17 protein-coding genes are annotated in these 13,800 nt (G+C 56.6%); 8 read left to right on the plus strand and 9 right to left on the minus strand.

The features are described from left to right. The 5 genes from RCH93_RS02325 to RCH93_RS02345 form a co-directional block, all read right to left on the minus strand. The gene (locus tag RCH93_RS02325; RefSeq protein WP_306546699.1) at window positions 1-1,662 is read right to left on the minus strand and encodes a CTP synthase; all 1,662 of its coding nucleotides are present in this window, start codon (window positions 1,660-1,662) and stop codon (window positions 1-3) included. Between the two features lie 146 nt (window positions 1,663-1,808). Further along, window positions 1,809-2,276, minus strand: a complete 468-nt coding sequence (locus tag RCH93_RS02330) for a hypothetical protein (RefSeq protein WP_306546700.1) — start codon at window positions 2,274-2,276, stop codon at window positions 1,809-1,811. Then, window positions 2,273-3,028, minus strand: a complete 756-nt coding sequence (locus RCH93_RS02335) for an amino acid ABC transporter ATP-binding protein (RefSeq protein ID WP_306546701.1) — start codon at window positions 3,026-3,028, stop codon at window positions 2,273-2,275. Before RCH93_RS02335 ends, RCH93_RS02330 begins: the two co-directional genes overlap by 4 nt. Next, window positions 3,015-3,803, minus strand: a complete 789-nt coding sequence (locus RCH93_RS02340; protein WP_306546702.1) for an amino acid ABC transporter permease — start codon at window positions 3,801-3,803, stop codon at window positions 3,015-3,017. The genes RCH93_RS02335 and RCH93_RS02340 overlap by 14 nt, the downstream gene beginning before the upstream one ends. 75 nt (window positions 3,804-3,878) lie before the next feature. Beyond that, the gene (locus RCH93_RS02345) at window positions 3,879-4,613 is read right to left on the minus strand and encodes a basic amino acid ABC transporter substrate-binding protein (protein WP_306546703.1); all 735 of its coding nucleotides are present in this window, start codon (window positions 4,611-4,613) and stop codon (window positions 3,879-3,881) included. A 223-nt stretch (window positions 4,614-4,836) separates the two neighbouring features. On the opposite strand from RCH93_RS02345, the gene RCH93_RS02350 reads away from it, so the two are divergent. The 5 genes from RCH93_RS02350 to rd all read left to right on the plus strand — a co-directional run bounded on the left by RCH93_RS02350 (window position 4,837) and on the right by rd (window position 7,657). Then, entirely contained in the window at window positions 4,837-5,436 is a 600-nt protein-coding gene (locus tag RCH93_RS02350) for an OmpA family protein (RefSeq protein WP_306546704.1), read from the plus strand. Between the two features lie 202 nt (window positions 5,437-5,638). Beyond that, complete coding sequence (locus tag RCH93_RS02355; RefSeq protein WP_306546705.1) at window positions 5,639-6,295, plus strand: transcriptional repressor; 657 nt, start codon at window positions 5,639-5,641, stop codon at window positions 6,293-6,295. Between the two features lie 41 nt (window positions 6,296-6,336). Next, window positions 6,337-6,930, plus strand: coding sequence for a peroxiredoxin (locus RCH93_RS02360; RefSeq protein ID WP_306546706.1), 594 nt, complete (start codon window positions 6,337-6,339; stop codon window positions 6,928-6,930). Between the two features lie 162 nt (window positions 6,931-7,092). Further along, window positions 7,093-7,467 (plus strand): desulfoferrodoxin, encoded by a 375-nt coding sequence (locus RCH93_RS02365; protein WP_306546707.1) that lies wholly within the window; start codon window positions 7,093-7,095, stop codon window positions 7,465-7,467. A 31-nt stretch (window positions 7,468-7,498) separates the two neighbouring features. Next, complete coding sequence (rd, locus tag RCH93_RS02370; protein ID WP_306546708.1) at window positions 7,499-7,657, plus strand: rubredoxin; 159 nt, start codon at window positions 7,499-7,501, stop codon at window positions 7,655-7,657. On the opposite strand, the gene RCH93_RS02375 is transcribed toward rd, so the two are convergent. Continuing rightward, entirely contained in the window at window positions 7,639-7,812 is a 174-nt protein-coding gene (locus RCH93_RS02375) for a hypothetical protein (protein ID WP_306546709.1), read from the minus strand. The genes rd and RCH93_RS02375 overlap by 19 nt on opposite strands. 14 nt (window positions 7,813-7,826) lie before the next feature. Between RCH93_RS02375 and RCH93_RS02380 the strand changes: the two genes are divergently transcribed. After that, window positions 7,827-8,174, plus strand: coding sequence for a cytoplasmic protein (locus RCH93_RS02380; protein WP_306546710.1), 348 nt, complete (start codon window positions 7,827-7,829; stop codon window positions 8,172-8,174). Window positions 8,175-8,202: 28 nt separating this feature from the next. After that, the gene (locus tag RCH93_RS02385; RefSeq protein WP_306546711.1) at window positions 8,203-9,423 is read left to right on the plus strand and encodes an FprA family A-type flavoprotein; all 1,221 of its coding nucleotides are present in this window, start codon (window positions 8,203-8,205) and stop codon (window positions 9,421-9,423) included. Window positions 9,424-9,576: 153 nt separating this feature from the next. Here RCH93_RS02385 and RCH93_RS02390 read toward each other — a convergent pair whose 3' ends face one another. Genes RCH93_RS02390 through RCH93_RS02400 form a run of 3 tightly spaced genes read right to left on the minus strand, consistent with a single transcriptional unit; the run spans window position 9,577 to window position 13,083 of the window. Then, window positions 9,577-11,244: a hypothetical protein gene (locus tag RCH93_RS02390; RefSeq protein ID WP_306546712.1), complete on the minus strand. Its 1,668-nt coding sequence runs from the start codon at window positions 11,242-11,244 to the stop codon at window positions 9,577-9,579. A 41-nt stretch (window positions 11,245-11,285) separates the two neighbouring features. Then, window positions 11,286-12,290 carry a hypothetical protein gene (locus RCH93_RS02395; RefSeq protein ID WP_306546713.1) on the minus strand — a complete coding sequence of 335 codons (1,005 nt, stop codon included), beginning with the start codon at window positions 12,288-12,290 and terminating at the stop codon, window positions 11,286-11,288. Between the two features lie 19 nt (window positions 12,291-12,309). Further along, window positions 12,310-13,083 carry a hypothetical protein gene (locus RCH93_RS02400; protein WP_306546714.1) on the minus strand — a complete coding sequence of 258 codons (774 nt, stop codon included), beginning with the start codon at window positions 13,081-13,083 and terminating at the stop codon, window positions 12,310-12,312. A gap of 451 nt (window positions 13,084-13,534) precedes the next feature. On the opposite strand from RCH93_RS02400, the gene RCH93_RS02405 reads away from it, so the two are divergent. Continuing rightward, the coding region (locus RCH93_RS02405) for a nucleotide pyrophosphohydrolase (RefSeq protein ID WP_306546715.1) at window positions 13,535-13,800 on the plus strand (266 nt) is incomplete at its 3' end.

Raw genomic sequence — 13,800 nt, forward strand, 5'->3', positions numbered from 1 at the left:
TCAGGCCTTGTTTCCTTTTTTATAGGCAATAGCCGCCTTGATGAAATCGCGGAACAGGGGATGCGGTTTCATTGGTTTGGACTGGAACTCCGGGTGGAACTGACAGCCGAGGAACCAGGGGTGGTCGGCCAGTTCGACAATCTCCACCAGAGAACCATCGGGCGACGTGCCGCTGACGATCAAGCCGACCTCCTCCAGTTGCTGGCGGTAGGCGTTGTTGAACTCGTACCGGTGCCGGTGCCGCTCGCTGATCGACTCCTGCCCGTAGGCGGCCGAGGCTAAGGTGCCGGGCTTGAGCTCGCAGGGATAGGCGCCAAGGCGCAGGGTGCCGCCCATGTCGGAATGCTGGTCGCGTTTTTCGATCTTGCCGGTGCGGAAATCAAACCATTCGGTCATCAGGTAAATCACCGGGTGGGGCGTGGCCGGATTGAACTCGACCGAGTGGGCCCCTTCGATTTTGGCGATGTTGCGCGCGAACTCGACCACCGCCAGCTGCATGCCCAGGCAGATGCCAAAGAAGGGAATCTTGCGCTCGCGGGCATAGGTCACCGCCTGGATTTTGCCTTCCATGCCCCGGCTGCCGAATCCGCCCGGCACCAGGATAGCGTCACAGTTGTCAAGCTTCTCCAGGTCAGTGCCGTCTTCAAGGCCGTCGGCGCTGATGTACTGCAGGTTGACCTTGGTCTCGTTGGCAATGCCGCCGTGGATCAGGGCTTCGTGCAAACTCTTGTACGACTCGGTCAGATCGACGTACTTGCCGGTGATGCCGATGGTCACGAATCCCTTGGGATTCTTGATCCTGCGCACCAGTTGCTCCCAGGGTTCAATGTTGGGCGAACCGGTCCAGATGCCCAGCTTCTCCAGGATGCGGTCATCCACCCCCTCTTGGCGCAATTTGAGCGGCAATTCATAAATGGATTCGACATCCTCGGCGGAAATGACCGCATTGGCCTCCACGTTGCAGAAGAGAGCGATTTTCTTTTTCAGTTCCGGGGTGAGCGGAGCCTCGGTGCGGCACATTAGAATGTCGGGTTGGATTCCCGAGGCCAGCAATTCCTTGACCGAATGCTGGGTCGGCTTGGTTTTGACCTCACCGGCGGTTTTGATGTAGGGCACCAGGGTCAGGTGGATGAACAGGGTGTACTCCCGGCCGAGGTCGATGCGCAGCTGGCGGATGGCTTCGATGAACGGCAGGCCCTCGATGTCGCCGACCGTGCCGCCGATCTCGATGATCGCCACATCGGCGCTGCCGTCCAACTGGAGCACCGCCTCCTTGATCTCGTCGGTGATGTGGGGGATAACCTGGACCGTGCCGCCGAGATACTCGCCTCGCCGCTCCTTCATGATCACCGAATAATAGATCCGCCCCGAGGTGTAGTTGTTCTGCTTGCCCATCACCGCGTTGGTGTAGCGCTCGTAGTGGCCCATGTCCAGATCGGTCTCGGCCCCGTCGTTGGTGACGTAGACCTCGCCGTGCTGGAAGGGGTTCATGGTGCCGGGATCGACATTGATGTACGGGTCAAGTTTCTGGAAGGTGACGGTCAGTCCCCGCGATTCGAGCAGGGAACCGATGGAGGCGGCGGAAAGCCCCTTGCCCAGCGAGGAAAGGACGCCGCCGGTAATAAAAATAAATTTCGTTTTTTTGCTCAGGGAAGCTTTCATACCGATACCTTTCGGGGGCTGGGAAAAAAGAGGAAGGCAGCCGGGGCTGCCTTGGTGTGGTCGGGGACAAAATATACCCGATCATCCCGAGCTTGACAAGTCCGGGAGACCGGAAAATGCACAACAAAAACGCTTGATTTTACGTGTTAATTGCCGCAACAGGGAGAAGGTTGCGGTGTGCCGGGCCCTTGTCGCAGCGACGCGGCCAACCGGATCAGCTCACGATGCTGCTCCGCGCTGAGCTGGGTAAAGGGTGAATTGTCGTAGGTGGTGTCGCGATTTTCCACCACCAGAACCTTGGCGTCGGGGCTGAGGGCGTGGGTGTGCCAGACCGCCTGTTTGACGTTGTAAATCGTTCCCGGCTGGAGGTCTTCGGCGTGAATCCGGGTCACCGATTCCTGCCCTTCGCCGACAAAGAGGATGCATTGCCCCTGGAGCAGCACAAAGACCTCGTCGGTCTCGTTGTGGCGCTGCATGCGGGTGAGGTTTTCCGGCAGCAGATCCGGGCTAAAATTAAGGACCGCCACCCGCCAATCGGCAAAATCCACCAGGGGTTTGTAACTCAGCCCCTCATGCTGGTGAATTTCCAGCAGTGCGCTGTTTACGCTGGTCATCGGGTGGCGGGCGCCAGGATCTGGCGGAGAAAGAGCTGGCTGCGCGGGTTCTGCGGATTGGTGAAAAATTCCATCGGTTTGGCCACTTCAACCACCGCCCCGGCATCCATGAACACCACCTTGTCGGCGACCTCGCGGGCAAAACCCATCTCATGGGTGACCACCAGCATGGTCATGCCCTCCCGGGCCAGGGTGATCATCACCTCAAGCACCTCGTTGATCATCTCGGGGTCCAGGGCCGAGGTCGGCTCGTCAAAGAGCATGATCTTCGGCTCCATGGCGAGCGCCCGGGCAATGGCCACCCGCTGCTGCTGACCGCCGGAAAGCTGGATCGGGAAATGGGTGGCCCGGTCGCGCATCCCCACCTTGTCGAGCAGGGCCAGGGCCAGGGTCTCGGCCTGGTCGCGGTCCATTTTCTTGAGCTTGATCGGGGCCAGGGTGAGGTTTTCCAGCACCGACTTGTGACGAAAGAGGTTGAAGCTCTGGAAGACCATGCCCACCTCCATGCGGATGCGGTTAATGTCTTCGCCCGGATCGTAGAGGTTGTGGCCGTCGACGATGATCGTCCCGGAATCGATGGATTCCAACCTGTTGACGGTGCGCAGCAGGGTCGACTTGCCCGAACCCGAAGGGCCCAGGACCACCACCTTTTCGCCGCTTTTGATGTCAAGGCTGACGTCGCTGAGCGCCTTGAACGCGCCAAAGAACTTGTTGATGTGCTGTAGACGGATGATCGGGTCAGCGGCGTTCATAATGGCTCAACCTGTGTTCCATGATGCTGATGAGTTTGGACAAGACGAGGGTAATCAGGAGATAGATCAGGGCGATCATGGTGTAGGTCTCGAAATAGTTGAAACTTTCCGAGGCGTATTCCCGCCCGCGCCGCAGGATGTCGGCCACGGCCAGAATCGAGACCAGCGAGGTGTCCTTCAACAGGGCGATGAACTCGTTGCCCACCGGCGGCAGGATGGTTCTCCAGGCCTGGGGCAGGATGACGTAGGCCATGGTCTGGCGGTGGTTGAATCCCAGCGACAGCGAGGCTTCGGTCTGTCCGGAATCGATGGATTTGATGCCGGCGCGGAACACCTCGCCCATGTAGGCCCCGTAGCAGAAGGCCATGGCGATCACCGCCGCGACCAGATCCGGCACCCGGACAAAACGGCCCAGGGCGTAGTAGATGTAGAAAAGCTGCACCAGAAGCGGGATGCCGCGCACCACCTCCACATACAGGGAAGCGATCAGGTTGATGAACCGGTTGCGCGACAGGCGGCCCAGACCGGTCAGCAACCCGATGACGATGGCCAGCGAAATCGAGAACACCGTCACCTCAAAGGTGACGATGATGCCGTCGGGAACGAAACGGAGGATGTTGAGGTAAGGATCGGGTTTGTACCACGGTAGGAACACGAGCAAGGCAATGGCCCCGAACAGGGCGATCCACCAGGCCGAGACCAACCCCTTGTCTTCGGGCCTGGGGATGGCCGCGCCGTCGCCGACTTCGATTTTGGTGATTTCTGGTTCAGACATGGTCGTCCCGTCTTGACGGTTGGATAAAAAAAGCCGGGCGCAAAGGCCCGGCAATGGAAAAATCGAAACGGTCGCTTACTGACCAATCCATTTTTTCTTGAGTTCCTTGTCCAGCCCTTTGGCCTTGACCGCCTTGATGCCTTTGTCAATCAGAGCCAGGGTCTCGGCGCTGCCCTTGTTGACCGCCACCCCATAATTCTCGGCCTCGCCGGTTTCGATCACCGAGGCAATCTTGAGATTGTCTTTGTATTTGTCGATGGCGTAGTTGGCGGCAACAGGATCGTCGCAGACCACGGCGGCGATGCGGCCGACGTTGAGATCTTCCATGGCCAGACCGACTTCGTCGTAGGATTTGGCTTCCACGCCGGCCACGGCCTTGATGGCGAAATAGCCGGTGGTGCCGATTTGTCCGCCCACTTTCTGTCCCTTGAGATCAGCCAGGCTTTTTGCGGTCGAGGCTTTGCCGACGATCAACGCCTGGCGCACGGTGTAATAGGGCTCACTGAAATCCATGGCCTTTTTCCGCTCCTCGGTGATCGAAACGGAGCTGACGATGGCATCGTATTTCTTCGACGCCAGTCCGGCGAAGATGCCGTCCCAGGCGGTGTTCTTGAAGACCGGCTTGAAACCTGCCTCTTTGCCGGCCGCAGTCATGAAGTCGATGGAATAGCCAACCACCTGCTTCTGATCGTTGACGAACTCCATCGGCGGCCAGGTGGCGTCGGTGGCAAAGACAATGGTGGTTTCGGCGGCAACCGGGCTGCACAGAGCTGCCAACAGCAACAAGGCGGCGAGTACTTTGTTGATCATGCATTCCTCCTGCATTGGATAATGTTGATAAGATGCTCCTTCATCTACCATTCATGGCTGTGGCTCGCAAGAAAAAGGTGCGGCTAAGAGGGCAGAGCAAAATCGCCAAAATTGTTGGAGCAACAGGGGAAAATTAGGTTTTTGTTGACGTTGTCGGCTGGTTGTAGGTATACATCGACTACTTGTTTTCTCTTGTCCTTTATCTCACTTGCGAGGCTTACGTATGAATTTTTTTCCCCGGTTTTTCTTTGCCGCAACATTGGCGTGCACAGTTGCTCTGTTGGGCGGCTGCGGCCCCAAACATGTTTCACCGTATGCGGGCGGCGCGAACAACGCCTCCGACGCAGACAGCAATCGCATGGGCAACATTACTGAGGAAACCGGCCCCAGTACGGAAGGGTTGGATTCCACCGGCCGCGGCGGGAGCGGCAGTCTCGCCAATGGAGCCGATGACCAGAGCGACGCCTACAAACGGGAACACGGGCGCTGCTCACCTGAATTCAAGCCAGTCTATTTTGATTACGATCAGTCCAAGATCAATGGCGACCAAATTCCCACCATGGAGCACAACGGCGGATATCTGAAGAATAATTCTTCCGGCCGTGTCTTGATCGAAGGCAACACCGACAACCGAGGCACCAACGAATACAACCTGGCCTTGGGAGAACGCCGCGCAATGAGCGCCAAAGCCTATTTGATTGAGTTCGGCATCGAGGAAGGCCGCATCCGCACGGTGAGCTACGGCGAAGAGCGGCCGCTGTTCAACGGCGGCAGCGAGGACGATTACGCCCACAATCGCCGCGACGACTTCATCCTCGAATAAGCCTGCCCCCCAATCCGTTCGCGCCTCCAATTGAGGCGCGAACGGATTCGAGTTTTCCCCTTTTCGCCTTTCCTCAAAATCTCCCCCCTCTCTGGTTTCTTTTCCCTTCGCAATCGCGCGCCTTCTCTTTCCTGGGCTTTTCTTTTTTTCTTGACGTGTAAATGATTCTCAATTACTTTTAGGAAAAATTTCTACAAGGGGAATGATGAATCGAAATCTGCGCATGACCCACCAACGGGAGATCATCCTTGAAGAATTGCATCGAGGCAAGATTCATCCCACTGCGGACGAGTTGTACGAGCGTATTAAAAAAAAACTGCCGCGCATCAGTTTAGCCACGGTGTACCGGAATCTGGAAATTCTTTCTGAGGCCGGGGTCATCAAAAAACTGGAGATCAGCGGTCGGCAGAAACGCTTTGATTGGGACCCGCACGACCACGACCATGTGTTTTGCACCCAATGTCAAAGGGTCGACAATATTCCCACGCCCGACGCCCCAGTTCCCTATGTGGCGCCGACGCAGGAAAAAGGATACCGGATAACCGGTTGCAGAATTGAATTTTTCGGCCTTTGTCCGAAATGTCGGAAACAACAGGAAACGACCAAGAAAACAGGAGAACACGACATGGCTTGCACAACATGCGAACCAGCCTCGCTCAGCGACGCCCAGCGGCAAGTGCTTGAAGCGCTTGCGCAAAGCGCCGAAGCCTGCGGAAGCAAGGAGTTGGCCGCCTCGACCGGCCTGGAGACTAAACAGATCAGTTGCCAGATAACCGCCCTCAAAAACAAGGGCTACGTCAGCAGTCCAGCCCGGTGCAAGTACGAGATCACCGACCAGGGCAAGGGCGCGCTGGGGTAACCCGCGCACGACGCCATTTTCAATTTCAAGGAGACGTTTCCATGAGCTTTTTAGTGACCAAACAGGCCCCGGATTTCACGGCAACCGCCGTCATGCCCGACAATTCGATGAAACCGGATTTTAAACTCTCCGACTACCGGGGCAAGTATGTCATCCTCTTCTTTTATCCGCTGGATTTCACCTTTGTCTGCCCTTCGGAGATTTTGGCTTTTGACAGGACCTTGGCTGCTTTTCAGGCCAAGAATTGCGAGATCATCGGCGTGTCGATCGACTCCCAGTTCTCCCATTGGGCCTGGAAAAACACCCCGATCAAGCAGGGCGGCATCGGCAATATCCAATACCCCCTGGTGGCTGATCTCGATAAGAACATTTCCCGCCAGTACGGCGTCCTGCTCGATGCCGGCATCGCCCTGCGCGGCACCTTCCTTATCGACCGCGACGGCGTGATTCGCCATGCGGTGATCAACGACCTGCCCCTGGGGCGCAACATCGACGAAGCGCTACGTATGGTCGACGCCCTTCAGTTCCACGAGAAACATGGCGACGTCTGTCCGGCCAACTGGGAAACCGGCAAAGAGGCCATGACCCCGACCGCCGCCGGCGTTGCAGACTATCTTGCCAAACACAACAGCTGAACATGTGCCGATTTTACAGACAAAACCAGGGAAAAGGACAAATTGGCCCTTTCTAAGCCAAGTCGGATCGTTTATCCTTTATCTATGTTTTGCCGGTGTTAGGGTGGAAACAACGCAATTTTTCACCCCTAAGATTTTTTCAATCTACGAGGAGAACATGCCATGACGAAAAAGAACGATGTGTACAAGTGCGCTCTCTGCGGCAACATTGTTGAAGTGTTGCATGCCGGGGCGGGCGAGTTGGTCTGTTGTGGCCAGCCCATGAACCAGATGACCGAAAACACCGTCGACGCGGCCAAGGAAAAACATGTGCCGGTGATCACCAAAGTGGCTGACGGCTACAAGGTTGCTGTTGGCTCGGTGGCCCACCCCATGGAAGAAAAGCACTGGATCGAATTTATCGAGTTGATTGCCGACGGCAAGGTCTACCGACAGAACCTGAACCCCGGCGAGGCCCCTGAGGCCACCTTCTGCATCAAGGCGGATCAAGTTTCCGCCCGCGAGTATTGCAATCTCCACGGACTGTGGAAAGCCTGATTCCTCTCCCCCACAATTATAGGAGCAAAAAATGAAAAAATACCGATGCGTTGTCTGTGACTATGAGTATGATCCCGCCGCCGGCGACCCCGACAACGGGGTTGCGGCGGGAACCGCCTTCGCGGACATCCCTGACGATTGGGCCTGTCCGGTCTGCGGCGCCGGCAAAGATCAGTTCGAAGAGGCGTAAACACCTATCCCGCCGCCCGGCACGTTTCGGGCGGCGGGTGTTGTTCCGCCCCGAAACATGCGATTTTCCCGCTTCATCCCTTCCTTGTCGCATTCCAGCATTCCATCCCCCGGCAGAACTTGCTTTTCCACTCCGTTCTTGATCACGTACTCCATCTGAGGTTAACGTTATGCAAACATGTGTCTTTTTTGCCTTCCGCGGCGATCCCCTCTGTTTTGTTCACGTCCTTTTGAACAGCTTGGACATGGCCCAGAAAGGCATGGGGGGTAAGATCATTCTCGAAGGCGAGTCGGTCAAGCTGGTGCCGCTGATGGCTGACCCAGGCCATTTTCTGCATCCGCTGTACATCAAGGCAAAAGAGGCCGGGCTGATTCTCGGGGCCTGCCGGGCCTGCTCCCACAAATTAAAGGTTGCCGACGCAGTGACCCAAGAAGGCATCCCGTTGATCGGCGAGATGGCCGGTCACCCCGCCATGTCGGATTTTATCGAGAAAGGCTACACGATTCTCACTTTTTAACTGCCCCTTGTGCAGGAGGATTTGCACCATGAAAACAATTCAACTGGCCGAAAACGTCTACTGGGTGGGGGCCGTCGACTGGACCACCCGCGATTTCCACGGGTATTCCACCGAGCGCGGCACCACCTACAACGCCTTTTTGATCATCGACGAGAAGGTCACCCTGATCGACACGGTGAAAAAGCCGTATCGCAGCGAGCTGATGCACCGGATTCACTCCATCATCGATCCGAAAAAGATCGATTATTTGGTGGTCAACCATGTGGAGATGGATCACAGCGGCTCGATTCCCGAGGTGATCGAGGCGATCAATCCGGAAAAGGTGATCTGCTCGAAAATGGGGCAGAAGGCCCTGGTGCAGCATTTCCATCGCCCGGATTGGCCCTTCCATGTGGTCGGCCCCGGCGAGGAACTGAGCCTGGGCAAACGCACCCTGAGCTTCCTGGAGACCCGGATGCTGCACTGGCCGGATTCGATGTTCACCTATCTCAAGGAAGACCAGATCCTGTTCACCAGCGACGCCTTTGGCGAGCATCTGGCCACCAGCGAACGGTTCGACGACGAGGTCAATCAGGACGTGCTGATGCACGAGGCCACCAAGTATTACGCCAACATCCTCACCCTCTATTCGCCGCTGGTGAAAAAACTGCTGGCCAAGGTGCAGGAGATGCAGTTGCCGATCAAGATGCTGGCCCCGGATCACGGCGTGATCTGGCGCTCCAACCCCGGCAAGATCATTGAGGCGTACTCCCGCTGGTGCAACCATCAGGGCAACGGCCGAGCGTTGGTGATCTACGACACCATGTGGGAATCAACCAAGAAGATGGCCAAGGCGGTGGCCGAAGGGCTGCACGAACAAGGCGTCGAGTACAAGCTGCTTGATCTGCAGGTCAACCACCGCAGCGACGTCATGACCGACGTCCTGGAGGCCAGCGCTATTGTCCTTGGCTCGCCGACCCTCAATAACGGCATGCTGCCGCGAATGGCTGATTTTCTGATGTATATGCGCGGCCTGCGGCCCACCAACAAGGTCGGGGCCTCGTTTGGTTCCTACGGCTGGTCGGGCGAGGCGGTCAAGATGATGAACGAGATCCTCAAGGACATGAACATCATCCTGTGCCACGAAGGGCTGAAGGTGCAATATGTGCCCGAACACGCCCAGTTGGGCGAGTGCGTGGGGTTGGGCCGCACGGTGGGAAAAGCGATGCAGGCCCAGTTGGCCGGCGAGCAGATGGAATCCGTGGTCTGATTTTTTTTAATTGAGCATTGCTGGCCCGGCCTTCCGATCATAACGGAAAGCCGGGCTTTTTTTTATGTTGCTGCGCAGCGGGCAAAGGTGCGCCCGCAGTCGCCGATCAGGGCGGAGCGTTCACGCCCCCCTGTGTTGCGGCGTCTCCGCCGCTCACTTGGAGGTGAGGCTGACGGTGTACCGGCATTCTCCTTCCGTCCCGATGAGGCGCAACGTATACTGATCGGCCTTGGAGGCGGTGAAGGGGATGAACGAGGTCTCCTGGCCGCGGATCCGTTTGTAGGGGTCGCTGTAGACTGGGCTTCCGGTGGAATCCAACACTTTCACGTTGTACGCGCCTTGGTCGCCAGTTGCCGGGAAATTGAAGCGCACCGGGACGTTGGCGTCGAGATCAAAGCGATATTCCGCCACGGCGTCCTTGGCGATGACGCCGCTTGCCGCGCTGCCTCCAATTTTCAGCAGATTGGCCTCGCCGCGAAGCTGGGCGTCAAAGGCGATGGACTGCAGGGCCAGGCTGTATTGCCCGGCGCCTTCCGTTCCCAGGACGCGCACCACATAGGCGTCGGTTGTTGGGGGGGTGAAGGGGGTGGTGATCGGCGCTTGGTCAGGTCGTGACTCGCACAGGTTGCGAAAGACTATTTTTCCTGTGGAATCGGAAAGTTCGGTGGTGTATTTATAGTCGTCGCCGTGCAGCGACTGGACGATCCGCACCGGGCTGTTGCGGTAGAGTTTCACCTTGTATTCGGCGACGGCGTTCTTCACGATGGTTTCCGACTGCGCGTCGCCGTCCACGCTGATGATGTTCTTGTCGCTGCGCAAGGCCGCATCGGAGGTAATCGGGGAGAAGGCAATCTTGTAGGCGCCTTCGCCTCCGGTGCCGGTGACCCTGAGGGCAAATTTGTCGGTCGCCAGAGGCGTGCACGGAAAGGAAACCTCGGCGTCCAGCAGGGGGCTTTTCAGCGAGCGGCTGCAGGACACCCGGTTGGTCGAGTCAATCAATTCCACGGCGTATCGCACCTTGTCGCCTGTTGGCGCCAGGGTGATTTGGATCGGGCTGTTTGCCGTCAACGAGATGGCGTGCTCCTTGGTGACGTTGGTGAGAATGGTCCCGGTAAACGAGGACTGGTTTTGCGGGGCGGCAATCTTCGGAGCCGACTTGCCGGGCGCGGGGTCGGCGCCAAGGGTGGTCGGTTTTTCGCCGCCGCCTTGGTCGCCCTCGTCAAAGAACAGGGCGATGGCGTTGGCGAGCGCGTCCTGGCGGATCACATTGCCCACGCCGTTGGTGATTGAAAGGAGCATCCCGGCAACCTGTCCGGCCAGGTACAGGGGGCTGCCGCTGGCCCCTTTGCTCAGAGCGTCTTCCTGGTTCACGGGGCGGATGTTGATGTTGCGGTATTTGTCGTAGCCTATGACATCAACCGGAATTTTGCGGATGCTGCCGTCGGCGAGCATGGAGTGCAACTCGCCCTGTTGTTCCGTGCCGAGCAGCGCGTTGAGTTGTTCCCGGCTTGGCCAAATGGTTTGCCGGCAGGCAACGTGATCGTCCGTTTTCAGGCGGAGAATGCTGATGTCTCCCGGGAACAATTCAATTAATTCAGCCGGATATTTTGATCGGTCGGCTGTTGTCGCTTCAAGGGTAAAGGCGTCTTCAACAACATGGGCCGGGGTGATGAGCAGGCACTCGGTGTTTCTCTGGCGAAAAATTCCCTGACCTGTTTCGTTTTCATCCACCTTCAGATACACGTCGGAGGCTCCCGCTTGCACGCACTGCAGACAGACAAGCAGGGCGCCGACAAGAAAAAATTGATAAAATATTCTCATTTGAATTAATTATGGTTGATGAGTTGTGGAAACGACACCTGCTATTTTAATTTCATCTGTGAATGAAAATAGAGTATGCGTATTGAAAAAACCAAAATTCCTGGAACCGCCAGCATCAAGGCCCAAGTAATAACGAGCTCTTCATCTTTTCCCAGTTTGGACCATAAATTGTTGCGAATTTTTAAGTTTGTTTCTCTGAATTTTTTGATCGTTGCAGAATGCGCTTCAACGATGGCGATAAGCTGTATGCCGCGATCACTGTCAAAGGTGACCATGCCGCTTGTTTTGGGATCAGCGGGCATGAATTGCAAACCGTCGCCCAATTGCAGTTTATAGGGGTCAACCTTGTAGTGATTTCCAGACAACAGCTGTTTGGCGACCATATGAATCTCGCCGTCAAGCAACAAGCCGTTTTGCTGGTAGGCGTCATAGGTCGGCACCCGTCCAACCACCAGCGGTCCGTCAATATTGTATTTCCACGCCACGCCTTGGTTGATTAAACTCATCGGATCGTTGAGCACCAGATCAATCGTTTCCGGCAGGGTGCGAATTTTTTGGTCGTTTTCGTCGTAAACGCTGTTTTTTCCAGCGCTTTTAATCTGCACATGCAAGGGCCCCTTGCCGATCCTGGAAAAAACAATATTCGATTTTCCTTGGATTTGCAGCGATCCTGATCCTTGATGCGAGAATGACTGCGATTTCGAGGAAGTGGAAGCAAGGGGATCAAAGACTTCAGCGCTGGCCTCTTCTTCCCAATACAAGGTCGCGTTGCGAAAGGGGATTCGGGGCGGATCTACGCTCTCGGGCTGGTATTCTATCCGCTCTGATCTCGCCGTGACGATAAATGAGCCAGGACTGAAGGAGTTGATGGCGATTTTGGCGACAAACATCACCAGGATTGCAATATAAATGCATAAAAACAAGGCGATGCAGTGCAGGGCGCGAGGGTATTGATGCGACATGTCCTGGAACACCTTTTTTTCCGGTTCCGAGACAACCGCCGCAAGTAAAACATCTCGGATGAGAACGATGCCTTTATAGAACAATCTTCGCGCCGGCACTGATTTATCTCACCGGGAATTCAACATTGGGCAGTCTGTTGCCAAAATTGTTTCTTAAGATAAAGACGCTTTTCGGCTCGTTGACCACATCCTTTTTCAGCAGGCATTGGGTGTCGTAGGCGATGGTGCTGTCGGCCGTGATTTTGCTGCAGGGAATCCTGCCCGTTGCTCCCGGCACGCCAATTTCAGTGTCCGTGTTGCCGGAGTTGACGTACAGCACGTAATCGTTGGCCGCGCTGGCGCCCCAACTGGACGGAACATATTTGACCTCGCTGGACAAGCAGTCTTTTTGGGTGACGGCCGCGAGCACAACCAGGGCGTCCGGGGCGTAGCCGGCAATTTGCGTCTGATATTTCGACGGCATGTTCACCAGGATGGAGCCGGCCGGTTGTTCGCCCAGGGCGTATTGCCAGGAGGCGGCGTAGCGGCCGTCGCGACTGACCATGTTGACGCACAACATGGTGTCTTGCTCCCGGACGTCGTGTTGCAAATAGATGTACAGCGCATTCAGGTCAATGTGCTCAAGAGCGCTTTGGTGCATGAAGCCGGCGCGAATGCCGCCTGAAACCGTTACTTTTTCCAAGTAGGATTCTTTGAACTGGGCGTCGTTCAGGACGATTTTTCGTTGCTCTTCCCCGATTGCCGGCCACGATGCGCCGAAAATCGCGATTGAGCCGCAGGTCAGGGCAAGCAAGGCGGCACAGCGCTTTGTGGTCGCGCGCTCCTTCGGCTGCTGGCGGTCTGGAAGATTTTTTGCAGTCAACAGGGTGTGTTTCATGGGGTGGCCTCCTGGGTCATTCTGCCGCGTCACGGCGCAGTGCGGTTGCATGGTGCTCTTTTCAGGGCGGGCGCTTTCTTGTGCGGAAGCGTTTGCGAGGGTGGAGAGGATCTTGTGCAAGGTGGAATGTACCAATCTCCCTGTGCATTTTCCATGTGTATTCACTGCGTTTAGGAAAATTCCATGCGGCGGCCTTGCCGGGAGCATCGAATGCCTGGGCAACGGCGCGCCGTCGGCGAAACGGCCCCTTTTTCCGATGAGGCTTGGCCGACGAGACCGTCGGGTCTCGGCCGGTTGCGGCCCAATCCCTCTTGATTTTTGCATATTTTTCTTGATTATCTTGAGGTAAGATTGAACTTTGCCATTGTTTGCCTCTTTCTCCGAGCCGCGTCTGTCCCAAGGTGCGAGGCCAAGCCTTCCAGGCGGCTCCTTTGTTTCCAAGAGATCTGCCATGAACTGCGAAACTGTGCCGTATCAATGCAACACCCTTGAAGAATTGGCCCTGGAACTGCGGCGTTTTGCCGACCAGCGCAACTGGGAGCCGTTCCACACCCCGAAAAATCTCGCCTCAGCCCTGATCGTGGAAGCGGCGGAACTGCTGGAACACTTTCAGTGGATGACCCAGGAGCAAAGCCGCAACCTGGCGCCTGCAACCAAGGCTGAGGTGGCGCACGAGATCGCCGACGTGCTGATTTATCTCACCCGCCTGGCCGACCA

Origin of the sequence: Desulfobulbus sp., from assembly GCF_030824455.1 — a bacterium.
GTDB lineage: Bacteria > Desulfobacterota > Desulfobulbia > Desulfobulbales > Desulfobulbaceae > Desulfobulbus.

Excerpts from the sequence above, each read along its gene's own strand:
- RCH93_RS02360 (WP_306546706.1), top strand. The coding sequence starts at position 6,337 with ATGAGCTTTTTAGTGACCAAACAGGCCCCGGATTTCACGGCAACCGCC.
- rd (WP_306546708.1), top strand. The coding sequence starts at position 7,499 with ATGAAAAAATACCGATGCGTTGTCTGTGACTATGAGTATGATCCCGCC.
- RCH93_RS02340 (WP_306546702.1), bottom strand. The coding sequence starts at position 3,803 with ATGTCTGAACCAGAAATCACCAAAATCGAAGTCGGCGACGGCGCGGCC.
- RCH93_RS02365 (WP_306546707.1), top strand. The coding sequence starts at position 7,093 with ATGACGAAAAAGAACGATGTGTACAAGTGCGCTCTCTGCGGCAACATT.
- RCH93_RS02390 (WP_306546712.1), bottom strand. The coding sequence starts at position 11,244 with ATGAGAATATTTTATCAATTTTTTCTTGTCGGCGCCCTGCTTGTCTGT.
- RCH93_RS02325 (WP_306546699.1), bottom strand. The coding sequence starts at position 1,662 with ATGAAAGCTTCCCTGAGCAAAAAAACGAAATTTATTTTTATTACCGGC.
- RCH93_RS02335 (WP_306546701.1), bottom strand. The coding sequence starts at position 3,028 with ATGAACGCCGCTGACCCGATCATCCGTCTACAGCACATCAACAAGTTC.
- RCH93_RS02330 (WP_306546700.1), bottom strand. The coding sequence starts at position 2,276 with ATGACCAGCGTAAACAGCGCACTGCTGGAAATTCACCAGCATGAGGGG.
- RCH93_RS02380 (WP_306546710.1), top strand. The coding sequence starts at position 7,827 with ATGCAAACATGTGTCTTTTTTGCCTTCCGCGGCGATCCCCTCTGTTTT.
- RCH93_RS02355 (WP_306546705.1), top strand. The coding sequence starts at position 5,639 with ATGATGAATCGAAATCTGCGCATGACCCACCAACGGGAGATCATCCTT.
- RCH93_RS02350 (WP_306546704.1), top strand. The coding sequence starts at position 4,837 with ATGAATTTTTTTCCCCGGTTTTTCTTTGCCGCAACATTGGCGTGCACA.
- RCH93_RS02345 (WP_306546703.1), bottom strand. The coding sequence starts at position 4,613 with ATGATCAACAAAGTACTCGCCGCCTTGTTGCTGTTGGCAGCTCTGTGC.
- RCH93_RS02385 (WP_306546711.1), top strand. The coding sequence starts at position 8,203 with ATGAAAACAATTCAACTGGCCGAAAACGTCTACTGGGTGGGGGCCGTC.
- RCH93_RS02400 (WP_306546714.1), bottom strand. The coding sequence starts at position 13,083 with ATGAAACACACCCTGTTGACTGCAAAAAATCTTCCAGACCGCCAGCAG.
- RCH93_RS02375 (WP_306546709.1), bottom strand. The coding sequence starts at position 7,812 with ATGGAGTACGTGATCAAGAACGGAGTGGAAAAGCAAGTTCTGCCGGGG.